This is a genomic window from Moraxella oculi, from assembly GCF_023336735.1.
Taxonomy (GTDB): Bacteria; Pseudomonadota; Gammaproteobacteria; order Pseudomonadales; family Moraxellaceae; genus Moraxella; species Moraxella oculi.
In genome coordinates this window covers 63,241-90,231 of record NZ_JAMBAQ010000002.1, presented here as the reverse complement: position 1 = coordinate 90,231, position 26,991 = coordinate 63,241, and the positions used below count along the sequence as shown (strand labels likewise).

Below are 26,991 nucleotides of genomic sequence, written 5' to 3'. Positions count from 1 at the left end.
GACACAAAAATGATAGCCTTGTAAGGCTTACCAAGGAGTCGCCATAAATTTTTGCCTAACATCATCGTCATGACTGGCAAGCGGATGTGATAGCCACTTAGCGTCATGAGTGGTCGCTTTGGGTGCAATGAGTGCGTCATCATCTTGACAAATCCACCGCCAAAGTTGCCAAGCATTGTCATGAGTCGCCGCATTAACGATGACTCGATGAATGTCTTTGGGTGCATCATCAGGCATTTCATCAAAATCTTGCCAGTCTTGCGTATTAGTTTTATCAAGCCGAATTGGGTACTGACTTACCATCTCAATGCCACACCCCCACACCCTTTCATCGGCAATCTGTTGCCAGCCAGTCAATGCCCGCAATGACAACCCATCCATTTGATAGATTTTACCCGCTTGACACTCTTGCATCACCAGCCCATTTAAAGTCAGTGGCGACCTGCCTGCTTGCCAATAGTGCAAAATAGGTATTTTGGCATGAATGTCTGCCACCATCTTAGGCAATGTCGTGCCTGGCGTCTGCACAATCACCCCCGTCAAAGAACGCACTCCTTGGCGTCTCATGCCATCAATCAAAACAGTCGTTTGACTAACGGCCGACGCCCCCACCCCAAAATCAGCCAATAATAACCATGCCTGCTTGTCATTTTTTATCAAGACGACCTGTAATGCCTGATGGTCTGTCGGCATGACTTTTAGGACGACCGTTTTCTCATCATGTGCCATCAACCCCTTATCAATCAATAAAAAAACAAGCACCGTCAGCGGCAGCAACATTGCAAATTTCGGCAGGCTTTTATTTAACATGGGTAGCAATACCAGAACACACAAGATCAGCCCAAGCACGCCAAATGGTGCATACAACCAAGAGTCTCCCAATAAGAACAACTCAAAAGCCGTATGCAATCTCGTCAAAATACCAAATGACACAGCCCAAATACCATCGGCAATGGCAGGTAATACAACAAAAACCATGCCCCCTAGCAGATTAATCGGTACAATCACCGCGCCAAATAGCCCTACTGCAAATAAATTGACCAAAATCCCCCATAGCGACACTTTTCCAAAAAACACCCAAGACACGGGCAACATGGCAATAAAAAGCCAAACTTGCAACCAAACCATTTGTTTCACACGATGCCAAAACCGCAAGTTTGTTGGCACGCTTTGCACCAGTACCGCCTCATGCTTCATTAATAACAATACCGCCACAAATGACAACCAAAACCCAGCCTGCCAAAGCACATAAGGATCAAGCCAAATCATGACCATACCCACCACCAGCAGCATCGCCAAATTTGACATGGGCAATACCAAATATCTTGCCAATGCCATCGCAAAAAGCATGTATACAGTACGCACAGCAGGCACATCAAACCCTGTAAAGACCGCATACATCACACTGACAATCACCATCAAAACCAAGCGAATTTGCCATCTTGCCCAAGTCATATAAATACCAGGGCATAGCTTATCAATCAGCATGGTTGTCAAGCCTGCCAACATGACTGCCAAAAACACCACATGAGTGCCTGAAATGGCGAGCAAATGAGAAATGCCTGCCAACTGATACAACTCTTTCGTCTCACGAGTGATCAAGGCACGGTCGCCTGTCAATAGACTTAAAGCAACCGCTTTGGCTTGTCCAGTTGACACATCGTTATCATGCCAATTGTGATAAAAGTGATTTCTTAGTATCTGACGGAACGCTTGCAATCGCCCTGTCATGCTGACACGATCTGAAGAAGAAATGTCATCAATGGATATGATGTGTGCGATGGCATGAATCTGTCTGGTATGCAACCAAGCATTAGCATCAAAGCCATCAGCACTTTTTTTTGTGCTGATGGGTCGCAACTGCAAGGTCATGCGAGCATGGGTATTGGGTGACAATTGATTAAGTTGATGTGAGTATTTTGCTGTGCGTCCGTCCGACCTTAAAAGGACGACCATTTGCTTAGGCAGATGACGATTGCCCACAGGCTGCGTCGCCGTCTCCAAGCTGGGTGTCTTAGGAGAATAAAAAGGATTAGCAAGCCGTACTCTTTGATGCAATGAATCGACATGCCTGATGTCTTTTAAAATGGCTCGCTGACGATAACTCACCCCCAAAACATCATCATAAATGCTGTCACTGATTTCATCGATATGCACCGTCGCTGTTACTGTATGGGGTGCCTTTATGGCAAGCTGCTCAAAATCATCATACGCCACCATCGCACGCAAAGCGAATAAGAACACCGTGAGCAAAGCCAATGTCGTCTGCACGACTCGCCGTAAAGCAGCATGAGTCAATCGATTGGTCATGACAAGCCCAATGATTGTCAATATTAAAATCGCTGATAATGCCTCCATATAACAAGGAGCCATGAATTGTAATGGCAAAGCATGATCAGACATCTTAGGCATCACTGCCAAGACGCCCAACACAGTGATGATGATGGCAGCACCAACAATCCCTAACATACCATCTTCCAACAAGCAAAAATCATCATATTAGGGTTGATAAAATGGCTTGTAGTAATGGCAAGTCCTCTGCATAAGTCAATTTCATATTCAGCCTTGAACCTGCCACAACTTCCACTTTTCTCCCCAGTATCTCAAAACCGCTGGCCTCATCAGTGATCTTCATGCCACACACAGCCACTTGCGACAGCACCTCTTCGAGTGCCTTTAAGCGAAAAACTTGTGGCGTTTGTGCCTGCCACAACAAATTCCTATCAACCGTCTTTACCACATGCCCTTGACTGACCTGTTTTAGCGTATCGACCACAGGCGTGGCCAGTATGACACCCTCGCACTTGGTGTGGTTAAGCATTGCCAAAACTGCCATCAAATCCGACTTCGGCAGGCATGGGCGTGCTGCATCATGGATGAGTATCCAATCATCATCACAAGCACCGTGATTGCGGATATCATTAACGCCATTCATGACCGACTGCCAGCGTTCAGCCCCACCCCAGGCACGGCGAATTCTACCGTCAAAATCAAATGACAAACCATCAACATACCCATCCTCTTCAGCAACCACCAAAGTCAAATTTTTCAGTTCATCAACATTAAGCCTTGCGACACTCTCTTGTAATACCGTTTGGTCCGTGATTTTTAAGTATTGCTTTGGTTTGTCAGCCCCAAAGCGAGAACCCTTACCTGCTGCCACAATGAGTGCGTGAACGGTCTGGCGTGAATCCATCATGATACATGTCTCAACATCTAAAAAATAGGGATGAAAAAAAATAGATGAACGCCCGTTTGCCAGCTTGATAAAACCCATGGCAAACTAAGTCAAATGACAATTAAACTGCTTGATTTTTTGTAGAAGCGTTAGCATTCATGTCAATATGGTCGCAACATTCTACCATAAAATCTTAACTTTGATAGAACAGCCCCAACCTTAAAACTCATACTTTATTTGATGATCAAGCATGGTCAGATGAAGTTATTTTGATGACGCTCATCAAGACCAATAAAGTATGATACAGATGATAAAGCCATTATTTTTGATTGCTTAAACCAAAATACGATGCCCTCATACGCTTAGAGGCAGTATTTTAAACACGCCTCACTCATTCAAAAAACTTGACCACTCCCAGATTTTGACCCAGTTAAACAAAAAAAATAAGATTGGCATGACCAATCTTATTTCATCAACAATCACGGCGTGGCATTTTCAATTTCCAAACCATCAATCGGTTCAACAACATCAGCTTCATCATTGAAATTTTGATGGCTGTAAGTGATGGGTGCATTTGACATCTGAAAAAAAGTCTCTCCAGACTTAATCAGCCCCAAATCAATTCTTGCATGCTCTTCAATGGCTGATGTTTGCGTTTTTAAATCATGCACATCAGCACGCAAGAGATTGTTGATGTAGGCTTGCTCAATATTGATGGCCTTTTGCTTGGCAACTTGCTCATGGAGTGTTTGCACGCTGGCATGACCATTTTCACCATACCAATATCGATGTTGTAGCACCATCAATATCACCAACCCAAGCCCAATCAGACAAAGATGTCCAATCACGCCCAGTCTTTTGGGCGTGTCAGTCAATGACTGCTTGGTTGTCGCATTCACCATGACCTCGATTAGCCACGCAAGCCAATAAACTCTTCACGACCACGGAATGTGGCAGTAACCTGCTGCTCAATACGAAGTAATTGGTTGTATTTGGCGACACGATCAGAGCGACATAAAGAACCAGTCTTAATCTGACCCGCTGCCGTACCCACCGCCAGATCAGCAATCGTTGAATCTTCGGTTTCGCCAGAACGATGGCTAATGACGGTAGCATATCCATTATTTTTTGCAAGGTAGATCGCATCTAGCGTCTCACTTAAAGTACCGATTTGATTAAATTTAATCAAAATGGCATTAGCAATATTTTTATCAATGCCTTCTTTTAGGATTTTAGGATTGGTTACAAATAAGTCATCTCCAACCAATTGCACCTTGTCGCCAAGCTGCTTGGTTAAATAAGCCCATCCATCCCAATCACTTTCATCTAAGCCATCTTCAATGGAAATGATTGGGTATTGACGGCACAGACCAGCCAAATAATCTGCAAATCCCTCGCTGGTATATGACTTGCCTTCGCCTGCCAACACATACTGACCGTTGTCATAAAACTCTGATGACGCACAATCAAGTGCCAAATAAATGTCCTGACCTGCTTTATATCCCGCCTGCTCAATCGCTTTCATGATGACAGTGATTGCCTCTTCATTAGAACGCAGATTTGGGGCAAAGCCGCCCTCATCGCCTACTGCCGTATTAAGACCTTGGGCTTTGAGTACCGATTTTAAGCTGTGAAAAATCTCCGTGCCTGCACGCAAGCTTTCAGAAAAGCTAGAAAATCCCACAGGCTCAATCATAAACTCTTGAATGTCCACTGTATTATCAGCATGTGCTCCACCATTTAAGATGTTCATCATTGGCACAGGCATTGTTAAGGCAGTTTGGCGATTCAAGTTGGCAATGTGCTGATGCAGCGGCAAGTTTTTGGCGATGGCTGCAGCATGAGCAGCGGCCAAAGACACGGCCAGCGTGGCGTTAGCACCCAGCTTTTCTTTATTTTCTGTGCCATCAAGCTCAATCAAAATTTTATCAATCTCAGCCTGTGCGGTCACATCTTTATCCAAAAGTGCCGAGCGAATTTGGCTATTGACATTGGCAACGGCTTTTTTTACCCCTTTACCCAAATAGCGAGACTGATCACCATCTCGTAATTCAAGAGCTTCACGAGAGCCTGTTGAGGCACCAGATGGAGCAGCGGCACGGCCACACACGCCATTAGCAAGAATCACATCTGCCTCAATCGTTGGATTGCCACGAGAATCTAAGATTTCACGAGCAACAATGTCTTTGATTTCAATGGCGTTATCAGTGGTTTCAGCGTACATAAATATTCCTTTCATACAAGTTAATAAAATACATGATCAAAAAATCAATGCGTATCTAATACTGCAAAACCTTTGACCAAGTCATCCAGCTGTTTTAATTGTGCCAAGAATGGTTCTAGCTGGGCAAGCCTAAGAGCACAAGGACCATCACACTTAGCCTCATCAGGGTTTGGGTGCGCCTCTAAAAACAAACCTGCCAATCCAGTCGCCATACCTGCACGAGCCAAGGTTGTGATTTGATGGCGACGACCACCCGCACCGTCAATTCTTGCACCCGGCTCTTGCAAGGCATGCGTCACATCAAAAAAGACAGGCACATTCATCGCTTTCATGATGTCAAGCCCAAGCATGTCCACAACCAAATTATTGTAACCAAATGCAGTGCCACGCTCACATAAAATGACTTTGTCATTGCCTGCTTCTAGACATTTATTGATGATGTGACGCATTTCATGAGGTGCAAGAAACTGTGCTTTTTTGATATTGATCACCGCACCAGTTTTTGCCATCGCACTTACCAAGTCTGTCTGACGACTTAAAAAAGCAGGCAACTGAATGATGTTTGCCACCTTAGCTGCTGGGGCTGCTTGATACGGTTCATGCACATCGGTAATGATTGGTACATCGTATTTTTCTTTAATGTCATTTAACCAAGTCAACCCTGTTTCAAGGCTGGGGCCCCGAAATGAATACAAGCTGGAGCGATTTGCCTTGTCAAAGCTTGCTTTAAAAACATAGCCAATATTTAGCCTTGAACAAATATCAATGTATTGCTCGGCAATCTCAAAGGCAAGCTCACGACTTTCTAGCACATTCATACCGCCAAACAGTACGAACGGCTTATCATTGCCTATCTCAACCCCTGCCACAGTGATGTGTGATTGAGGTTTACTTAACGACTGCGTCATCAACCTTTCCTTTTTTTAGTAGAAAATATTTGGCTTGTCATCTTTGAACGAAAAGCACACCAAATATCGGCGTGCATTTCATATTATCATTTTAAGTCTATGGCTGCCTTAATAAAACTGTTAAACAGTGGATGACCGCCTCTTGGTGAGCTGGTAAACTCTGGATGATACTGCACCGCCACAAACCAAGGATGATCGTCAATCTCCACCGCTTCCACCAAATGCTGTCTGGCGGAATAGCCTGAGATTTTCATGCCTGCTGCTTCTAACGACTCAATATAACGATTATTCATCTCATAACGATGACGATGGCGTTCGGTAATGTTGCGTGTGCCATAGATTTTAGCAAGCTTTGAACCTAAAACCAGTTCTGCTTCTTGTGCACCCAATCGCATCGTACCACCCAAGTCAGAATCGTCAGAACGGATTTGCAATTCACCTTTTTCATCAAACCATTCCGTAATCAGCCCGATGATTGGCTCGGAAGCCTTACGATCAAACTCCGTTGAATTGGCAGACAAGCCAAGCACATTACGAGCAAATTCAATCACCGCAAGCTGCATGCCCAAACAAATGCCCAAGTAAGGCTTGTTGTTTTCACGAGCATATTTGATTGCCATCATTTTGCCCACAGTGCCACGCTCACCAAACCCACCTGGCACAAGTACGGCATCACATGACTTAAGTTCGTCCATCAGATTTGCTTGTGTTTCTAGTTTTTCAGCATCAATGTAGTGAATTTTAACTTTGGTTCTGTTATGAATGCCTGCATGCAATAACGCCTCATTGACTGATTTATAGGCATCTGGCAATTCAACATATTTGCCCACCATCGCCACGACAATTTCACCTTCCGCACTCATCAGACCTTCAATGACCTTATCCCAATCTGACAAGTCTGCTTCTGGCACATCAAAACCAAAACGCTCGCAAACCAAGTCGTCCAAATTTTGTTCATAAAAAGTGCGTGGAATTTCATAGATGCTTCGTGCATCTTTACACACGACCACCGCACGCTCAGGCACATTCGTAAACAAGGCAATTTTACGCTTAGTATCAGCATCCACATCATGCTCAGTACGACACACCAAAATGTCTGGCTGAATGCCGATTGACAACAATTCTTTGACAGAGTGCTGAGTAGGCTTAGTTTTAAGCTCGCTGGCTGATTTGATATAGGGCAATAAGGTTAGGTGCATGAGCATCGCATTATCATGCCCAAGCTCAACTTGTAGCTGACGCACAGCTTCCATGAATGGCAAGCTTTCAATATCACCAACCGTTCCACCGATTTCAATGATGGCAATGTCAAAACCCTTGCCAGAAGCTTTCACACGAGACTTAATTTCATCAGTAATGTGTGGAATGACCTGTACCGTCCCACCCAAATAGTCGCCACGACGCTCTTTGGCCAACACAGTCTGATACACACGCCCTGAGGTAAAGTTATTGACCTTGCTCATCTTAGAATGACGCAAGAAACGCTCATAATAACCCAAATCAAGGTCGGTCTCCGCACCATCTTCTGTCACGAATACTTCACCATGCTGAAACGGACTCATCGTGCCAGGATCGACATTGATGTAAGGGTCCATCTTGGTCATGGTAACTTTAAGACCACGAGCCTCCAAGACGGCCGCCAAAGAGGCAGCGGTAATGCCCTTACCTAAAGATGACACCACACCGCCAGTTACAAAAATAAATTTCGTCATAACAATTCACTGCTTACTGGTAAAAGGGAATTTTACTAAAATTTGCCAAAAAAATATAGGGGGCTGGTCAATTTTTTTGCGTTTTGTTTAAGCCGCCATTTTAATGTTTTAAGGTCATTTTAAGCTTAACCTAGCAATGATAAATGCCCTGACTACCACCGTTAATACCCTCAATTTATCCGACATGATGCTTAAACGCACAGTCGATGACATGATCATCAACCATACCGCATGCTTGCATGTACGCATAGCAGATGGTAGGGCCTATGAATTGAAAACCATCTTTTTTCAGTTGTTTTGATAAAGCGATGCTTGCCTTTGTCTTTGTAGGAATGTCTTGTATGTTTTTAGGGTGGTTGATGAGCGGTGTTTGACTTTGATGGTCAGCAACAATCCCCCAAACATACTCATCAAACGATTGATTTTGGGTAACTCTTAGATAAGCCTTAGCATTGGCAATGATGGCTGTAATCTTAGGGCGATGGCGAATGATGCCTGAATCACTCATCAGCTCGTCAATTTTTTTATCATCATAACTGGCAATCTTTATTGGATCAAAGCCATCAAACGCTTGATAATAGGACTCTCGACGCTTTAATATGGTGATCCAGCTCAACCCTGCCTGCATCCCCTCCAAGCACAACATTGCAAACAGTTTTCTGTCATCATGACAAGGCACGCCCCATTCGTCATCATGATACGACTGATAAAGCGGATCTTGACCGCACCATGTGCAGCGTTTCTTATTTGTTATTGACATGGCTTAGGCTACCATCTTTTGATTCTGATGAGCATTTATGTTACATTAATTTGCTGAATTTTTTGTACGATTTTGTAATTTTTCATATTTTTGGAGTTGTGTATGATCAGCCAAATGGACATTAAAGACCTTACCCCAAGTGCAGAGCAAAACATTTGGGATGTCCGAGATGAAAAAAGCTACCGAGAGGGGCATATTGAATATGCCAAAAACATCCCGCTAAGTACGATCAATCAATCGCTATTACAAACTGTTAAAGGCGATATTTATGTACTGTGTGGCGGCGGTACTAAGGCTGGGCGTGCTTGTGCCATGCTTGATGAATTAGATCCTGATCGCCGCATCATTCATCTGACAGGTGGCACACGAGGTGCCAAAGCCCTTGGCATGACCATCATCAGTGAACAAGAATGACTGGAGTTTGGTTGTCATACCACCCTGTTCGGATCACTGTATGAAGGGGCTGGCGGTGTGTTGATGGTTTAAAATTTCATAAAAATCATATGGTTGCAGTTTTTTTATGAAATTTTAAAAAAATTTAATTGACATATCGCCATCTTAGCTGTATTATACGCACCACAACGACGGCAGACGATGAAAATCAGACGCTGTACAATCATCGGAGTGTAGCGCAGCTTGGTAGCGCATCTGCTTTGGGAGCAGAGGGTCGGGGGTTCGAATCCCTCCACTCCGACCATGTTAAAAGCCTAAGTGGCTTTTTTTGTTAGTAGAAATATTTTTCACATGCTAACATTAAGCTTTATGAGCGCCTGTAGCTCAGTTGGATAGAGCATCTGCCTTCTAAGCAGGTGGTCGCAGGTTCGAATCCTGCCAGGCGTGCCATTTGCCTGATTTTCATCAAATCTAAAATTATGGTGGCTATAGCTCAGTTGGTAGAGCCCCGGATTGTGATTCCGGTTGTCGTGGGTTCGAGCCCCATTAGTCACCCCATATTATGAAAGCCCGCTTAGCTAAGTGGGCTTTTTATCATATCCAAAAAAATATCCCAACAATACACTAAGAAATTTTGCTATACTAGACCACACGATTTTAACAGTCTTATCAAAACACCAAAAAATAAAGTAGAGTATTCCATGACCGACATTTCAAACACCCTCTTGGTTCAAGACGCCCTTCACATCGGATCTCGTACCTTTTCATCACGCTTACTGGTTGGTACGGGCAAATATAAAGACCTAAATGAAACAGGCGAGGCCATCAAAGCCAGTGGCAGCCAAATCGTCACGGTTGCCATTCGCCGCACTAATATTGGTCAACACAAAGACGAACCCAATCTGCTAGACATCATCTCACCAAAAGACTACACCATTTTACCAAATACCGCAGGGTGCTTTGATGCTGATAGTGCCATTCGCACCTGCCAGCTTGCCAGAGAGTTGCTTGATGGGCATAATCTGGTCAAGCTAGAAGTGCTGGGCGATGAAAAAACCCTATACCCGAATGTTACCGAAACCTTAAAAGCCGCAAAAGTATTGATTGAAGATGGGTTTGAGGTGATGGTTTATACTTCAGATGATCCGATTGTTGCCAAAGAGCTTGAAAGCATGGGCTGTGTGGCAGTCATGCCATTGGGCAGTTTGATTGGCTCTGGACTTGGATTACTAAACCGTCATACGCTCAGTCTGATTATTGAAAATGCTCATGTTCCCATTTTGGTGGATGCAGGCGTAGGGACAGCATCTGATGCCGCCATAGCCATGGAATTAGGTTGTGATGGCGTACTAATGAACTCTGCCATCGCCCATGCCCAAAACCCTGTGATGATGGCGCACGCCATGAAAAACGCTGTCCACGCAGGTCGCCAAGCTTTCTTAGCAGGTCGCATGCCAGCACGCAAGATGGCAGTAGCAAGCAGCCCACAAACTGGCTACTTTTTTCAATAATTTCATCTTGGAATGTTGCTTTGCGTGCTTTAAGCCTTACCGACCATTTATTTTTGTTGTTAGAGTCTGACAACCAGCCGATGCACATCTCAGGATTATGCTTTTTTGAATTGCCCAAAAATGCCGACGCTAATTTTGTCAAAAAACTAGTACAGCAAATGGCGACAAGCGACATGCCAGCAACAGCTCCGTTTAATCAACTGTTAACATATAAGGCATTTTGGAGTAGAGATGATGATTTTGACATCAATCATCATCTGACATACCATTTGCTAGATGATGGCAGTGAAGAGACATTGATGGCTTATGTTTCTGGTCAGCATTCTCAAATACTAAACCGCAACCACCCTTTGTGGGAGTGTCATGTCATCGATGGACTAAGTCCTGTCACACAAGACAAGCCCCATCGCTTTGCCATTTATCTGAAAATGCATCATGCCATGGCTGATGGTGTGGCCGCCATGCGTCTTTTTAAACGCTCGCTTTCAGTCTCACCAGACGCCAAATTTGTTTGGCACTTTTGGTCAAAAAACCAGCAAAGACATTCCAAGAACCCCCCAAAGCACCGTACCATCATCTCACTCATCAAAGAACAAGTCGGTACCATCAAGCCTGTCGCACGAGAGTTCATAAAGCGTCTAAAACACCCTCAATACTCAAATGCCATCAGCACTTTTAATACACCACCTTCCATATTAAATCAACGCATCTCCAAATCTCGGCTGCTGATCACTCAGTCATTAGAAAAACAGCGATTTTTATCAATCGCCGAACACTTTCAAGTCAGCACCAATGATGTGGTTTTGGCGGTATGTGCAGGTGCTTTGCGTGAGTACTTATCAGCTCAAAACTGCCTACCTGACACTCCTTTGACAGCTTTTGTTCCCATCAGCTTACGCCAAGACGATAGTGATTTGGGCAATCAACTGTCTTTTTTATTGACTAATTTAGCCACCAATGAAACTGATGCCGTCACTCGCCTAAACACCATACGAGCAAGCATCATTGATGGTAAAAATCGCTTTTCACGCATGACGCAAGCCCAAATCATTAATTACAGCCTGATCAGCTATGGCTGGGCTGGCATTAATCTTGCCACAAAGCTTGCTCCAAAAAAACAAGGATTCAATCTCATCATCTCAAACATTCCAAGTGATGATGTTTCTCATTATTTAAACGGTGCCAAACTTACACAGATTTTCCCCGCCTCTGTTTTGCTAGATGGGCAAGCACTCAACATCACACTCGCTAACCATCAAGACAAACTTGATTTTGGCATCACCGCTTGCCCCATTACCTTACCCAATATTGAAAAATTACCCTCACTCATTAAAAATCAGCTACTGCAATACGAATGCTTAATTGACAACACCACTCAACCTTGATTTGATGATAAAAAACCCAAAGGCACATGCCATTTGGGTTTTAGGTATGTTTTGATTTTCATCAGACTTGTCAAACACATTTGTTTGGTAAGTTTAGTTGATGAGTGCGTTTTCCCAAGTTGGAATGACCAGTTGCATGAGTGGCTTTAATAGCTTAACATTACATGCAAACACAGAGCCTGTCGCCATTGCATTACTGGCTCCATGATGATCCACGACCACACCACGAGACTCCGCCACAATCAATTCGCCTGCCGCAATGTCCCAAGGCTTGATGCTCATTTCAAAATAGCCATCAAAGCGACCTGCCGCCACATAGCACAAATCAAGTGCTGCCGAGCCTGTACGGCGAACTTGGCCACCGTTCTCACACACCGCTTGTAAGCTGGCAAAATGTTGACGAGCAAAACTGGTACGAACCGTACCCACCATACGCTCATAAGGATGCCCTGTTGTGAACAATCCACCTGCGATCGTTCTGCGATCGGAGACGGTCAGACGACGCTGATTCAGTCTGGCACCACGACCACGACTGGCGGTGAAAAGCTCATCACGCACAGGATCATACACCACGCCATGTTCAGTAATGCCATTTTTTTGCACAGCGATTGACACACAAAAATGTGGCACGCCATGCACAAAGTTTTGTGTGCCATCTAAGGGGTCAATGATCCAGCACCATTGAGCATCGCTACCTTTGCCTTCTTGCAGACCAAACTCCTCACCCAAGAATGAATGATTTGGATAGCTTTCTTTCAATAAAGAGATGGTCAGTTCCTCAGCATAGCGATCAACTTTGGTAACCAAGCCATCAATACCCTTAGATTCTACCGCCAAATCAACACGATGGCGATTTTCATGAGCACGCAAAATCTCATGACCTACTTTTCGCGCCACTTGTGACGCAATCACTACCATGGGTTCCATAATTCACCTTACCAGACTGTTTTAAAGAGTGGTTTTTGCATTCAGCATGCAAAAATGCCATTATAGCCCAAATCAGCCGTCTTTACCATGTTTTTTACCCCAATCCAACTCTCATCAAATTGGGCTGAGTCTGTGCTCATGAGTTTTGTTATGTAGCAACATGCTTAGTTGTTGACGAATGCCGCTTTCATCTAATTGACACTCCGCCAGTTGCTCAGCATGCGAACCATGGGCGATGAACTCATCTTTAATCCCAAGATTTTTAATGGGTAGGCATACGCCTTGATTTGCCAAATATTCATTCAATGCAGAACCTGCACCACCCATGATCTGATGCTCCTCAATGGTCGCAAGGTGCGTTGCAGTTTTGACCACATCGTCAATCAACGCCGTATCAAGTGGCTTTACCCATCGCATGTCGCACACAGTAACAAACACCTCATCACAAGCCAAGCTTTGCACCGCCTTTAATGCGTCAGCAAGACGAGTACCAAAATTAAATAACACCAAGTGCATATAAGCCAAACCACGCTTCATGAGTGATGATTGGTGAGCATGTGTGTCTTGATGGTTTGCATGACTTTGCCAAACAATCCTACCTTTCCCCACGCTCAATCTCTCATGATTCTTAACGATTGAGCAACCCACTCCAACACCACGAGGGTAGCGAATGGCAGAGACACCTTGGTGATCATAGCAAGCATTTAACAAATGATAACATTCATGCTCATCAGATGGCGTAGCAATCACGACATTCGGCACGCATCGCAGATATGCCAAATCAAACACGCCAGCGTGTGTTGCACCATCTTCACCCACAAGCCCAGCCCTATCAATGGCAAAAGTAACATCTAAATTTTGTAATGCCACATCATGAATCAGCTGATCATATCCCCGCTGTAAAAAGGTAGAATAAATCGCCACCACTGGTTTTAGCCCACCAGTTGCCATACCGCCAGCAAGCGTTACAGCGTGCTGTTCAGCAATGGCAACATCAAAAAATTTATTAGGGTGGTTTTTGGCAAATTCCACCATACCAGAGCCTTCACACATCGCAGGCGTGATGGCAACCAGCCGTGATTCATCGGCACGATCCATGAGCCATTCACCAAAAACATCAGAGTATTTCTTGAAGGGCTTGATGGGAGCGTTGTCTGATTTTAGTGAAGCAGTTTTAGGAATCTTGCTGATTGCATGATACTTGATAGGATCGGTCTCAGCAGGCAAATATCCTTTGCCTTTTACCGTATGCACATGAACGAGTACGGCACCGCTTAGTTTTTTAGCTCTTTGAAAGACTTGCAACAGTTTTGGCAAATCATGTCCATCAAAAGGCCCAAGATAAGTAAAACCAATGGCTTTGAATAAATTATCAGGAAATAAATGATCATTCAATTTTTCAGCAATCTTATCTGATAATGGCATGGGTGCGGCATTTTTACCCAAGAGATTACCGATACTCTTGCCAATATTTCCACCGATTTTGGCAGGAATCCTCTCCAATGCTTCTTTGGCATCTGTCGCCATATGCAGATAATGACGCATGCGACGATCATCAGTGCTGATTTCACGCTTGGTCATCAAGATGTTGCCATGTTTATCAATATCAAACGCCAAACCTCTCTGCCAAAGCCGTGCCAAATAACGACTAAAACCGCCGATTGCTTGGGAAATGGACATGTCATTGTCGTTGAGAACCACCGTCAAATCGGCATTTTGTTGCACCGCATCATTCATTGCCTCAAATGCCATGCCACCCGTCATCGCACCATCTCCAATGACAGCCACGACTTTTCGAGACTCCCCCAACATACGACTTGCCAAACTCATGCCAAGCCCTGCCGAAATGGATGTGGAGCTATGCCCCACGCCAAAAGCATCGTACTCACTTTCACTTCGCTCAGGAAATGCCGTCAACCCTCCTTTTGAACGAATGCCCATCAATGCTTCTCGCCTGCCTGTCAATACCTTATGGGCATACGCCTGATGCCCAACATCCCAAACAAGCTTATCATAAGGCGTATCGTAGCTGGCATGCAAGGCAACCGTCAATTCCACCACGCCCAAATTCGCCCCAAAATGTCCGCCAGACCGCCCTACCGAATAAAGTAAGTATTCACGCAATTCATCAGACAATCGGCACAATTCAACCACACTCAATCCTTTTAAGGCTTTGGGCGAATCAATTTTATCAAGCAATGGTGTTGCTGGACGCTCAATCGGCATTGCTGTAAAGATCTTAGGACGAAATGCTTGTCTGTCGGTAGAGTTTGGCATGACTGGCTATGTTCCAATTATCAATAATGTTTTAGCAAAGGTAACAGAGATGGTGTCAAATCCGCTGTTTTTTTTCAACCAATTTCTTTTCAATCAATCAAAGAGTATGGCATAATAGCATTTTTAATAACATCATGCGACTATTTTATAAGATGGGCCATGTTTTTGCTACCCAAGCATCGCCATTTTAATGAGATGCTGTATTTTTCATCATAGTTTTGCAAAATTTTCTATAAAAAGCCGCATGATTCATAAAAAATCAGACTGGCGTGTGTCATTTTTGGGGTTTGTTTTGTATCATTTCATCAGTAAAGCCAAATTACCTACCGTGCATGGCGACTTTGACATTCATGTTTTTGAAAATGAAAATAAACAAGAGCATGTTTTATTAAGCCATGGACTGCCCAATGATGACCCTACTGTCATTCCTATGGTTCGCATCCATTCAGAATGCCTAACGGGGGATGCGTTTGGTTCACTCAAATGCGACTGTGGGCCGCAGCTGAATGCCGCCATGAAAATGATACAGGCACATGGCTGTGGTGCCATCTTATATTTGCGTCAAGAAGGTCGTGGCATTGGCTTAACCAATAAAATTCGTGCTTATGCACTACAAGACCAAGGACACGACACCCTAGATGCCAATCTCATGCTTGGACTACCTGCCGATGCTCGCACCTATGAGATGTGTAAAGAAATGCTTGATCATGTCGGCGTTAGCAGACTTAGCCTCATGACTAACAATCCAAATAAAATCAATGAATTAAAAGCACTCGGCATCAATATTATCTCTAGAGTACCACTCATCGTTGGTGTCAATCCACACAATCAAGACTACCTAAATATCAAAGGCACCAAAATGGGGCATCTGATCAATCATCAATAACTCCATCAAAGCAATCTTCAGAAATTTAAAGCAGTTAATCACTAAGGCAATGTAATGACAATGTTAGACATTCATGACAATAAGATTTTGGCGGTGCGTGAATTTTTATTAAACTTACAAGCCAACATCTGCAATTCCCTAGAAAACGAAGAGCATTCAGGTGGCGTTGATGGCGGCAGCGATGTCAAGTTCATCATCGACGACTGGGAGAGAGCCGAAGGTGGTGGTGGCCGCTCATGCGTGATGAGTGGTGGCAAGGTCATTGAAAAAGGCGGCGTGATGTTCAGCCATATCCACATTAACAAATTACCACCGTCCGCCACCGAACGCTATCCACAGCTTGTGGGGGCAAAAGCACAAGCAATGGGGGTTTCGCTTGTCATCCACCCAACCAACCCCCATGTGCCAACCAGTCATGCCAATGTGCGACTGTTCGTAGCACAACCAAAAAATGGCAGTGAGTCCATTTGGTGGTTTGGTGGTGGTTTTGACTTGACACCTTTTTATCCCAACATGAATGATGTCATACACTGGCATCAAGTCGCTCATGATTTATGCCAGCCATTTGGTGAGCAAATCTACGAAAGATTCAAGACTTGGTGTGATGAATATTTCTATCTAAAACATCGCAATGAATGCCGTGGTGTCGGTGGTCTATTTTATGATGATCTGAATACTGCCAGCATGGGCTGGGATTTTGATCAGTGTTTTGCTTTCATGCAGGCAGTCGGACAAGGCTATCTTGATGGCATTTTACCAATCTTTGCACGCAACAAACAAACAGCCTACTCCGACTCCCAAAGAGCATTCCAGCTATACCGTCGTGGACGCTATGTAGAATACAATCTCATCTATGATCGTGGTACAATTTTTGGGTTGCAATCGAATGGACGCACCGAATCGATTCTGGTATCCATGCCACCACTAGCCAGTTGGTCGTATCGCTATGAGCCTAAAGTAGGCACGCCTGAATTTGAACTGACCGATTTTTATTTAAAGCCTAGAGATTGGCTGGCATCACAACCAACCTGATAGTTATTGGTCGTGTGATTGGACACAGCGTATTGGTCTGTTTGGACATAGGCAACATTCATGAATTTCATTGAAAATCAATGTTTTGTGTGTTATATTGAAAAACTCATCTGAATTCATCATCAAGCTGCTGGTGAAAACAGGTATGATTTTTCTATTTTAGCCACCTTGCGAGGAAGCCATGAACATATTGCCAATCAGCAAAGGTCTTGCTATCGCCATTGTCGCTGTGTTAACTGTTACTGCTTGTAGCTCAAAACCCACAACACCAAACGATGTCAGTATTCGCCAAGACATCATGCAAGACTGGCGCATATCAAGCGATATTATGAAAAGCATGCTTTTTGAAGATCGCTTTGATGCAAAAGCCTTTAAGGAACAAGCCGACGCCATTCAGGCCAGCACGCATGTTTGGGCACATTTTGATAATGATGCAGAAAAAGGCAAGGCACAAGATACCGTTTGGACGGATGCTGCAGGATTTAAACTTAAAGCACAGATGTTTGATGACGCTGTCGGTGAACTGGTAAGTGCTGCCGACAAAGCCCAATCTTTTACTGATGTTGAAAAAGCATTTGGTAAGATGAACGAAAGTTGTGGTTCATGTCATAAATCTTATAAAAGTAGATGACTGGTCAATAAAAAACGCACTGTTAAAGTGCGTTTTTTATTGATTCTTTTAGAACTTGGTCTGTACAGACAGTACAAAATTACGACCGCTGGCAGCATATTGGCTGGGCAATCCTTGAGTATGCTGATTGCCAGAGACAACCGAGGTCTGACGCAAAGACTCCCATGGGCTATATCGATAATTAAAGACATTATCAATACCAGCTCTTACAGTCAACTTATCAGTTGGTTGATAAAATGCCGACAAATCCAGCGTTCTCCAAGCCTTACTATTGACCGTAGTGGCAACTTTTTCATAAGTACCGCTCGGTGATGCGACTAATGTGGTTAATTCAGTGTCTTTTTTAGCATCGCTAAAAATCCAAGTCGCACCCAAGCCCCACTTATCGCTATCAGCAGTATAATCAAGCGATAAAGCATAACGAGTAGGTGAGATGGTGTCTAGGAAGTAGCCAGAACCGTACTCAAAACCTTCTTTGATGTGGTTATCTTTAACTTTGGTTTTTAGATAGTTAGCAGATGCAGTCAAACCCACAGGCAACTTATCCCAAAGCTCACCAAGATAGGCCTTAGCTTGAACACTATGACCAGCCAAACGCACATCTTGATAGTTGCGATAGCCCCACTGATCACCTTTGAGTGTCAAATCAATCAGATCACTGTATCGGTTATCAAAGTAAGTGGCCGTAACCTCACCCAAATTGCCATGAAAAGCGATACCAAACTCTTGGTTGCGAGCCTTTTCTGGTTTAACATTAGTACGGTAATGCTGATCGTCGTTCTCCCCTTTGGTCAAGCCATCTAAACGGTAGCCGAACAGCTCTTTAAAGCTTGGCACACGATAGCCAGATGAGATACGATATAGCAAGTCAACATGATCGGTTGGTTTTAGCACAAGACTACCATTGTAAGATAAATTACGATATTTGCCTGTACCAGTCCAATCATCATCACTGTTAAAACGATGGGTGTCATGACGAACACCTAGGGTAATGTTCGCAAGGTCTCCGATGGAGATCGTATCTTTAAAGGTGGCATAAGCATTATGACCTGTGATTGGTCTGTCGCCACATTTGCGAGCTTCGCCTAAATACTGCTGAGCTTCTTGGCAAATGTCCGTACCCTCTTGATACTGATTAATTCGGTAGGCTTCAATAAAGTTGCCATTTGAATCTTTGATGTCATCTACAAACTTAAAGTCTAAACGATGATATCGCTCTTTAACATCACCAATCCATAGATTGGAACGGAATTTATCTAAGCCAAGACCTAAATTGAGACGATGATTGATGATGTCGCCTGATAGATTTTTGGAGAAATCTGCTCGCCATAGCAAATGGTCCTCACTGTACACTTTACGATTTTGTCGTTCGGCAGAATTTGGTTTGTCTGCACTGGGTGTACAGTTTCTATCAACCGTAGGATAAGGCGAACAGTATTTCTCAATTTGCAGATGATCGATGGTGACATTTTGCTTATCAACACTTAAATTCAACTCATCAAACCAGCGAAAATCTTTAGGACTTTGGTAACGATAGTTGATACCATAACGACTTTTATCGTGTTTTTCATCAAAAAACTGTGCCTGCGTCCAAAGTCCAATTTTAGCATCTGTCACATAGCCTTCTTGATAGCTTTGTCCGCGATAAACGAGTGGTGATTGTGCCAGATTACCTCGACCGTGATTGGCGGCCAAGTGGTAGGCCGTTTTGGTCATGTCACGACTGTTATAGTTTTGAGTGGTTTTTTCGGTCAAAAGCTCAACTCGTTGCGTAGACGAAGGATTAAAGCCTGCCTTAATCAATACAGATTTAGAATCGTATTCCATAGGGTCAGGCAATACTCGCTTGTCGCCAGTGTATTCTTTAGCACCCATGGTCTCTAATACAGGCTTGATGTCCAGCTTTGGCTTGGTACAGCCAGCCACACTGCTAGGGTCTTTGTCCACATAGGTAGGGCATTCATCGATGATGATAAATTGGCGTTTTGGATCATTTGTAGGTGCAATTGCCTGCTTATCAAAGTCCACCTGAGAGCCGCCCCAACGCCACACTTCATAATTGGTCTGATAGATGTCGCTATGCGGTTTGACGGTCTCTTTGGTACGATCGGTATACTGCACAAAAAGATCGGCTTTTTTATGGCGTAATGCCGCACCAACGGAGTGCATTTTTTGCTTATTCTTGCTGGCGTATGCACCTTTATAAAAAGCTGAGAAATTATCGTCTGCATCTAGCACATCGTCAATGCTTTTGGTGCGAAAGCTTACCGCACCACCTAGTGCACCACTACCAGTCTCAGAACCACTCGCTCCTTGACTGATTTGTACACCGCTGACATTTTCAAGTTCAATCTCATTGATTGCCCCAGAGCCTTCTCTGCCATCACCAAACTGGCGTTTTTGGGTCAGATAAGACTGGATTTGAGCGATGCCATCAACATTGACCGCCACTCGGTTCTTATCCATGCCACGAATGGTGTAGCCACTGCTGGCACCGCGGCCCTGCTCAACAACAGCCACACCAGCAACATCTTTTACCATATCTTTGACGGAAAGTACTTGATTTTTATTCAAATCTTCCATCGTTTTGATGGTCTTGCCAAGACCAGTAACTTCTTCGGATTTGGCATGCAAGCGTTTTTTGATGATGACACTTAGCGTCTCAAGCTCAACACTTGGATCATCCCCATCATTATTGGCAAATGCAGGCAAGCTGCTGCACAGCATCGCTGTGATGACCAGTGGCAGATATTTTGGGCGAAAATTCATCGTCTCATCCTTACTTTTGTTTCGTTTCATCTTCTGTGGTTTTTAGGTCGTCTGTGGTTTTTGTGCCATAGAATACCGCACCGCCAACAACCGTCTCGTCATCGCTCAGATTTTTTTCAAAGCTGAACGACCCACCCAAGTGTTTGGCATTCTCGCCATAAAACGCTCCAGTCAGATTGTCACTCTCAACTGTTAGGATTTGTTGGTTTTGCTGACGACCTTTATCCAAATAAATGCCATTGGCACGAGTGGTGGCCGTACCACTAAAGCCATTACCATCAATGGTGGCTTTTAGATTAAAGGCAGGTTCAATGCCTGATTTTTCAGTCAATGTACCAGTCAACTGTTTAGTACCAAAATCCACTTCAAAATTTGCCTTACCGTCGTACTCGCCATAGCCTGCTTGCGACTGCCAGTGATGACCGATTCTGCCATGCCAAGTACCTTGATAATTAGCTTGACCTCGATTGGCTATCTGACTGACTGGGGTGCGTTGACCAAGAATGTATAGACCTGTCAAAGACTCTTCAATGCCAATCAACGGAATGACCTCTGATTGTTCTGTCGTACTGTCATTTGGTGTGCTAGGCAGAGCAGGCAGATAAGCGGTTAAATTTGCCATATTTTCGCCATTATAGTTATCGCCTTTGGTTAATAACTCTACCAATTGATCATTTGCCGATTTATCGTTAGCCTTTAGCTTTTCAAACAATTCGCCAGCCTTTTTACCAACGGCGTCTTGCTTGTCTTTAGTATAGGCAGCTTTAATTTTATTGATGACTTGTGCTTTTAGTTCTTCCAAATCATTAACATCCGCACCCGACACTTCACTTGCACCATCTGTCGCATTCTCCACACGCTCATCGTCATCTTCTGTACGATTTTGTGCAGTTTCGACAGACTCTTCATCACCACCAAAGTTGCCGTTTTCTATTGCAAAGTTGTCTAGGAGATCTTTTAGCTCTTGTTTTTCAGTTTCAAGCTTTGCTTTTAAGTCAGCTTTTGCCTTAGTAATTTGATCTTGAGTGTGGCTTGGTGTTGATTGTGCCACCAGGTTTTGAACCAAGAACTCTTTTAAATTTTCTTTATTATCAGCTTTATATTTATCACCTGTGGCAAGCATTTCTAAAATGTCATCAGCAGCCCATTTTCTTTCGTCCCTATCTGAGCCCATCAAGCGATTAAACATATCCTTCAGGTCTTCTGCTGCATTTTTTTTACTGCTTCCGTCAGCATAGCCCAATAAAACCTTTTCAGTAATCTGCTTTCTTAAAGTCGCTCTATCTTTACTATTTTTTTGGTAAGAATCAAGCAAAATAGTTAGCTCTGCTTTTAGCCCTTCAACCTTTTCAGTCAATTTTTGCTTGGCTGCTTCAAGTTGTTCTTCGGTTGGACTGGCAACGATTTTAGCAATCTGCTCTTCTGTAGGACCTGATGACACTTGCTTTGATGGGCTTTGTACTAAGAATTCTTTTAGATTGGCATCGTCATTAATATCATATTTATCACCTGTGGCAAGCATATCCAAAATTTCTTCAGCAGCCTCCTCTCTTTCATCACTTCTAGTTAGACGCTTGAATATCTCATTCAAATCCCCTTTTAGATTTTCTTTTTCACTGTCAGTTGAATATCCAGAAAGAGCTTTTTCAGTAATTTGTGACTTCAAATCCTGAGTTCTATTTTTTTGATAATTGCTAATTAAAACAGCAAGCTCTTCTTTTAACTTACTAACCTTTTCAGTTAACTTCTGCCTAGCTGCTTCAAGTTGTTCTGGGGTTGTTTTGGCAGGCTCGCTAACCTTATCTTCATTCGTCACTTTAACATTTTCAGCAGGTTTGCTTTTTGCCGTCGTCTCGATGATCTTAGCAGTTTTACTTACTGAGCCCAATCTTAGAACGCCATCACTGCTACCAAAACTGGTGATGACAGCTGTTTGCCCTGTAGGCAGTTGGACGGATTGCTGAGTTGTTTTTCCCGCTTCTTGAGGTAAGAGCGTGATGGTATGATCGCCCAATTGCAGCTGATCCACATTACCAAAGTTCACCAGCGATAACACTTGTGACTTTTGTGCAGGGTTGACAGCCTTGTCTTGGGTCAGCTCGACATAGCTGCCACCAAATACCTGCTCAAGCTTCTCAACTTCGTCTGGATTGTCCTGCTTACCAGCAAATACCGCAAAGACAGAATTATCATTTGTTAGAAACTTACCTGCCAATTCCTCAGCGTTTTCACCATAAAACCCACCTTCTAGGCGGTCATCGGCATTTTTATTAAAGAAGTTAGGTTCTAGAAAGCTACTTTCGGTATTCTTAGCAATGGCAGAACCTGCAAATCGATTGCCCTTGATGGTCGCATTAATATCATAGCGGTCTACATAGGTCTCTTGACTGCTGGCAATCGCTTTTTGCTTGGTGGATAGTGTGCCAGTCAGTTTTTTTGCGTCAAAATCAGCTTCAAAGACCGCACTATGATTGCCCTGTCTTGGACTTACCTGACCAAAGACTTGCTCGGCAAAGCTGGTCGCACCGACTTCATCGCCAAAGCCAGTGTCCATATTATAGCCTGGACCACCACCGAACGCTTGGCGACCTGTCGTCTCTGTGATGGTCAACTCTCTTTCTCGCTTGACATCAGTCACGAAATCCCAATGCCCCTTATAGTTTGCCACACCTTTGGCAAGTCCCGTGGTTGGATTTTCACCATAATAGTACAGATAGCCATCACCTTTGGTGTATTGCTTAGGCTGGTCCGTATCCTTATCAGTTTCAATCGTCTCATAAGGACGCAAACCAGTAAAAATCCAACCAGCTTTTACAAACTCATATTTATCATCGCTCTTATATATCTCTCCACCCTTATGGCGCTCTTGTAACTCTTTGGTTAAAGCTGGCACGGGGTTGGTATGAGCGGTTGTGATGTTATTTTCATCAAGTGGCACATACTCTTCTAGATGAGTCAGTTTGTTCTTATCATAAGCCTGATTACGCTTTGGAATCGCCAAAAAACTGCCCAACACTGGCATGGTTAGGCGACTGTCTGCTTTATTCTTAGTGTCAGCATTGGCATTGTCATCAGCCTTAGCGGCTGAATCATCCTTTGACTGGTCAGACTTCTCAATCATCCTAGACTGACCGATGGCAATGGTACTTGGGTTATTAAAACTGCCACCGCCACAGGCTGATAGCATCAATGAAGTCACAGCCACCGCCAAAGGCAATAGGCTAAATTTGGTACTCTTAGACATGAACACTCCCTACTTTAAAAAGTCAGTAAAACAGCATCAAACAATCATTTTATCTTAGTGACAAAATAATGATAACAATAACAATTCTTATTATATAGTTAAAGAATTAACAATGCAAACCTTTTTTATAATTTGTGCAATGTTCTTGAAAGATAAGCAACCTGAAAATACAATTCACTTAACACCAAACATGCCACCTAGTACATTTAGCATCAGATGATGAACGATGAATCAAAATTGGTGAAAGTCGTGTTGAGACGATGACACAAAAAAAATCAACAAACCAAGACGACATCAATCGTGCAAGACTTGCTGATTTTAAAGATGATGTAAGTTTTTTTAAAATTGGCGACTCACCTCTAAGAACACACGACTCTTATCGTAGCTGTACAGTGCGATGTTGCTGTCATTTTTTTGGTATTGCCAAGTCAATTTCGGCGTTAGCCCTAAGTAGCTCAGCTTATTATGCCAAACACTGATGTTGGTAAAATACTCATCGCTGGTTTGTGTTTGATTAAAAATCGGCATCGGTCCATGATAGCGTCTTTGGGAAAAATTCAAACTGCCACGCACACCCAAATCATGCCACCGCTTGGTAATTGAACCTTGTATGCCGACACGGGTATAGGAGTCATCTTTATCGCGGGTTTTTGCCTGTCGATAATCTGCACCAACACTGACCCAACCACTTTCTCCCAGCCAGTTAGGACGCGTAGAAAAGGTCGCTTTGGCACTGACACTATGCCCTGATAGGTGATGTCTGATGTTATGATGATGTTTGGCAAATTCAATGTTGGTGGCAAGCTGGCTTTTTTTACCAAGCTGTTTTTGGGTGCCAATACTCACACCCAGCGTGTCCGAAAAATGCCTTAATTCATCAACGCCTTTTTTGCCGCCAGCATACCATGAAGTCTCCACAAAAGGTGAGATGGATACGCTACCCCCAGTATGGTTTTTGATAGTGTTGACCCCTAGGCGAAGCTGCGTTTCATTGTAATGCTTAGCATCACGAAAGAGCTTGCCATTCATCGTAACCGAAGGCTCTATCGTCACGCCATCTTTGAATAAAATTTTCTTCTCCATCCCTGCATTGATGGCAATCCCATGTGCTTGCTCAGCAGCGTTTGCCGTCCAGCCACCACCCAAGTCGGTCTGATTGGGTGCATTGTTAATGTTTTTATCAACAATTACATTGCCAGAAAAATATACCGATGGCTTGGTTAGATTTGTCAACGCCTTTTGGTAGGCACGCATTTCACGGACAATATAATCTGGTTGCTCTGCAAGCAGTTGTTTGGCTTCTAGATATTGACGATTGGCAAACAAACTCTGAATCAGTCTAACGGCAAACAGGGCATTATTAGGATATCGTTCATGCAGCGACTGGTAAATCTTGCTGGATTTGTCATGTCTGCTTTGCGCACCTGCCAACACGGCACTGCCCCAGTCAACCATTTCAGATTCAATGATTTCACTCGGCTGTTTTTGGTAAATGGGCAATAATAACTGAGTTCCAGCCACATCATTAGCCACCAGCACCGAAAGCATCGCTCGAGACAGTAAGGTTGGGTTGGTCAGTAGCATCTGCTCATCTACCGACAGCATGGCGTTAGCAGGCTGTGGTGGTATTGGCAGTGCTGAGTCGATAGGTGGTGTTATGTCAGGTATTTTAACATCTGATTGTAGACGGCGATCATCTTGCGTATCAGCATGTGCAACATGAACAGAAAACAAGAAGACAGATAAGGCTAATCGGTAAAATGGAGAACGCATGGCAAATATGGGCAGTTAGGATAGGGATAAGAAAATAAATGATACTTATTATTATTCTTTTTGTCAAGTCAGCCACGCTACCAGACCATCTAAGATGAACAAAACACCGCCATCACCAACGACGAAACGCACCACGCCTCATCTTTTCATAACCGATATGATGATAGAAATGATGTGGCAAAAGATGCCCAACCATCATTAAAATTATTTTTCCAACTTCTTAACCCACGCCCCACTGGCATCCACTCTTGAATCTTTGGCGAGTTTTTGCCTAATGGCATTGGCTTCATCATAAGAATCTGCCGAACCAATCAAAACACGGATGCCCCGAGATGTCTGACTGGTACTAACTTGATAGCCTGCGGCACGGTATTTCTTAACCACCTCATCAACTTTTGCTTTATCAGGCGAGATGGCAACTTGTACACTATAATTGTAGGCAACTGCTGTATTATTTGCTTTGTTGTCAGACTTGGTTTTTGAGGCGGTGCTTTCGGTGGCTGGTTGTGCTGGCTTAGCACTTCTTTCGCTTTTAGCGATTGAAGATGCTGATGGAATGACAATGGTGCGACCCAACACTAAAGCATCATGACGATTCATGTCATTGGCCGCCGCAAGTGCTGACACAGGAACGCCGTATGTGCGAGACAAACCGATCAGCGTATCACCTTTGGCAACGGTATGCTTACCCTTTTTCATGGCATCATTGCTTGTGGCAGGCTTACTTTCAGTCTTGGTTTGTGTGGTGATTTTTTCTGCTTGCTTATCTTGTTTGGTCTGATTGGGCTGTTGTTTGGTCATTTCTCTTGATTTTCGTTCAGCAAGCTGTTGGTCTTGGATGGCCTTTTGCTCAGCAGCTCTTTTTTGCTCAGCCATTCTTTTTTGTTCCGCTACTCTGGCCGCCTCTACCGCTTCTGGACGAGTTTGCACGGCAGGCATGGCGATCATCTCACTTTTAGAAGCATTGTCCGCACTGATTTGGGATTGAGTTGTTGGATTGGCCTCTTGCTTGGCTTTTTCCAATGCCAACATGCGTGCACGCTCCTGCTCACTGAGTAGCACATCAGCTTCTTTGGCAAGCTGTTGGTTATAAAGCTCTCTTTGTTTTTGCTTTTGAGATAGAATTTTTTCTTCGGTCGCTGCATCTGCTGTCAAAGGTACGGCCACAGGTCTTGTTACCGCATCGTCCATTTGCACAGCTTGAATTACCTCATCGGCGTTTGGCTTGATGGGTTTGCTATTTTGTAATACAGCAAAAATCGTTACCGAACCACCCAACAATAACACCAAGCCCAAAATTACTTGTTTTGAAATCATAAAACAGCACCCTCATCTCTCACAGCAACTTACCAAAAATCAATCTGCTCAATACAATGACTAA

Annotated in this window: 19 protein-coding genes and 3 tRNA genes; 9 read left to right on the top strand and 13 right to left on the bottom strand. The window is 43.8% G+C overall.

The genetic code is table 11. The annotated features are described in order from the left end of the window. Positions 1-27 precede the first annotated feature (27 nt). The 7 genes from M2R47_RS01580 to M2R47_RS01550 all read right to left on the bottom strand — a co-directional run bounded on the left by M2R47_RS01580 (position 28) and on the right by M2R47_RS01550 (position 8,782). On the bottom strand, positions 28-2,469 hold the full coding sequence (locus tag M2R47_RS01580) for a ComEC/Rec2 family competence protein (RefSeq protein WP_249097946.1): 2,442 nt from the start codon (positions 2,467-2,469) through the stop codon (positions 28-30). Positions 2,470-2,494: 25 nt separating this feature from the next. Beyond that, entirely contained in the window at positions 2,495-3,199 is a 705-nt protein-coding gene (gene ispD, locus M2R47_RS01575; protein WP_335341971.1) for a 2-C-methyl-D-erythritol 4-phosphate cytidylyltransferase, read from the bottom strand. Between the two features lie 458 nt (positions 3,200-3,657). Next, complete coding sequence (locus M2R47_RS01570; protein ID WP_249097944.1) at positions 3,658-4,080, bottom strand: FtsB family cell division protein; 423 nt, start codon at positions 4,078-4,080, stop codon at positions 3,658-3,660. An 8-nt stretch (positions 4,081-4,088) separates the two neighbouring features. After that, the gene (gene eno, locus M2R47_RS01565) at positions 4,089-5,402 is read right to left on the bottom strand and encodes a phosphopyruvate hydratase (protein WP_249097942.1); all 1,314 of its coding nucleotides are present in this window, start codon (positions 5,400-5,402) and stop codon (positions 4,089-4,091) included. A gap of 44 nt (positions 5,403-5,446) precedes the next feature. Continuing rightward, positions 5,447-6,310, bottom strand: coding sequence for a 3-deoxy-8-phosphooctulonate synthase (gene kdsA / locus M2R47_RS01560; protein ID WP_249097940.1), 864 nt, complete (start codon positions 6,308-6,310; stop codon positions 5,447-5,449). A gap of 86 nt (positions 6,311-6,396) precedes the next feature. Beyond that, the gene (locus M2R47_RS01555) at positions 6,397-8,022 is read right to left on the bottom strand and encodes a CTP synthase (protein WP_249097937.1); all 1,626 of its coding nucleotides are present in this window, start codon (positions 8,020-8,022) and stop codon (positions 6,397-6,399) included. Positions 8,023-8,197: 175 nt separating this feature from the next. Continuing rightward, complete coding sequence (locus M2R47_RS01550; RefSeq protein ID WP_249097935.1) at positions 8,198-8,782, bottom strand: DNA-3-methyladenine glycosylase I; 585 nt, start codon at positions 8,780-8,782, stop codon at positions 8,198-8,200. A 102-nt stretch (positions 8,783-8,884) separates the two neighbouring features. On the opposite strand from M2R47_RS01550, the gene M2R47_RS01545 reads away from it, so the two are divergent. The 6 genes from M2R47_RS01545 to M2R47_RS01520 all read left to right on the top strand — a co-directional run bounded on the left by M2R47_RS01545 (position 8,885) and on the right by M2R47_RS01520 (position 12,071). Further along, on the top strand, positions 8,885-9,196 hold the full coding sequence (locus M2R47_RS01545; RefSeq protein ID WP_249097933.1) for a rhodanese-like domain-containing protein: 312 nt from the start codon (positions 8,885-8,887) through the stop codon (positions 9,194-9,196). A gap of 206 nt (positions 9,197-9,402) precedes the next feature. After that, positions 9,403-9,479: transfer RNA gene (locus M2R47_RS01540), tRNA-Pro, on the top strand. Between the two features lie 69 nt (positions 9,480-9,548). Then, positions 9,549-9,625, top strand: a tRNA-Arg gene (locus M2R47_RS01535). A 32-nt stretch (positions 9,626-9,657) separates the two neighbouring features. Then, positions 9,658-9,733 (top strand) — tRNA-His (locus M2R47_RS01530). 143 nt (positions 9,734-9,876) lie between these two features. After that, positions 9,877-10,686: a thiazole synthase gene (locus M2R47_RS01525; protein WP_249097931.1), complete on the top strand. Its 810-nt coding sequence runs from the start codon at positions 9,877-9,879 to the stop codon at positions 10,684-10,686. A 20-nt stretch (positions 10,687-10,706) separates the two neighbouring features. Next, positions 10,707-12,071, top strand: coding sequence for a wax ester/triacylglycerol synthase family O-acyltransferase (locus M2R47_RS01520; protein ID WP_249097929.1), 1,365 nt, complete (start codon positions 10,707-10,709; stop codon positions 12,069-12,071). Between the two features lie 93 nt (positions 12,072-12,164). Here M2R47_RS01520 and M2R47_RS01515 read toward each other — a convergent pair whose 3' ends face one another. Beyond that, on the bottom strand, positions 12,165-12,998 hold the full coding sequence (locus tag M2R47_RS01515) for an inositol monophosphatase family protein (protein WP_249097926.1): 834 nt from the start codon (positions 12,996-12,998) through the stop codon (positions 12,165-12,167). Positions 12,999-13,112: 114 nt separating this feature from the next. After that, entirely contained in the window at positions 13,113-15,275 is a 2,163-nt protein-coding gene (locus tag M2R47_RS01510) for a 1-deoxy-D-xylulose-5-phosphate synthase (RefSeq protein ID WP_249097923.1), read from the bottom strand. Positions 15,276-15,567: 292 nt separating this feature from the next. Here M2R47_RS01510 and ribA point away from each other — a divergent pair, with 292 nt between their 5' ends. The 3 genes from ribA (at position 15,568) to M2R47_RS01495 (ending at position 17,824) form a co-directional block, all read left to right on the top strand. Then, entirely contained in the window at positions 15,568-16,161 is a 594-nt protein-coding gene (gene ribA, locus M2R47_RS01505; protein ID WP_249098245.1) for a GTP cyclohydrolase II, read from the top strand. 60 nt (positions 16,162-16,221) lie between these two features. Further along, entirely contained in the window at positions 16,222-17,193 is a 972-nt protein-coding gene (gene hemF, locus M2R47_RS01500) for an oxygen-dependent coproporphyrinogen oxidase (RefSeq protein ID WP_249098241.1), read from the top strand. A gap of 181 nt (positions 17,194-17,374) precedes the next feature. Next, positions 17,375-17,824 (top strand): c-type cytochrome, encoded by a 450-nt coding sequence (locus M2R47_RS01495; protein WP_249097919.1) that lies wholly within the window; start codon positions 17,375-17,377, stop codon positions 17,822-17,824. Positions 17,825-17,872: 48 nt separating this feature from the next. On the opposite strand, the gene M2R47_RS01490 is transcribed toward M2R47_RS01495, so the two are convergent. The 4 genes from M2R47_RS01490 to M2R47_RS01475 all read right to left on the bottom strand — a co-directional run bounded on the left by M2R47_RS01490 (position 17,873) and on the right by M2R47_RS01475 (position 26,927). Continuing rightward, complete coding sequence (locus tag M2R47_RS01490) at positions 17,873-20,593, bottom strand: lactoferrin/transferrin family TonB-dependent receptor (RefSeq protein WP_249097916.1); 2,721 nt, start codon at positions 20,591-20,593, stop codon at positions 17,873-17,875. Between the two features lie 10 nt (positions 20,594-20,603). Continuing rightward, on the bottom strand, positions 20,604-23,837 hold the full coding sequence (locus M2R47_RS01485; protein ID WP_249097912.1) for a transferrin-binding protein-like solute binding protein: 3,234 nt from the start codon (positions 23,835-23,837) through the stop codon (positions 20,604-20,606). Between the two features lie 339 nt (positions 23,838-24,176). Next, the gene (locus tag M2R47_RS01480; protein WP_249097909.1) at positions 24,177-25,571 is read right to left on the bottom strand and encodes a porin family protein; all 1,395 of its coding nucleotides are present in this window, start codon (positions 25,569-25,571) and stop codon (positions 24,177-24,179) included. 243 nt (positions 25,572-25,814) lie between these two features. After that, complete coding sequence (locus M2R47_RS01475; protein WP_249097907.1) at positions 25,815-26,927, bottom strand: SPOR and LysM peptidoglycan-binding domain-containing protein; 1,113 nt, start codon at positions 26,925-26,927, stop codon at positions 25,815-25,817. Between the last annotated feature and the right edge of the window lie 64 nt (positions 26,928-26,991).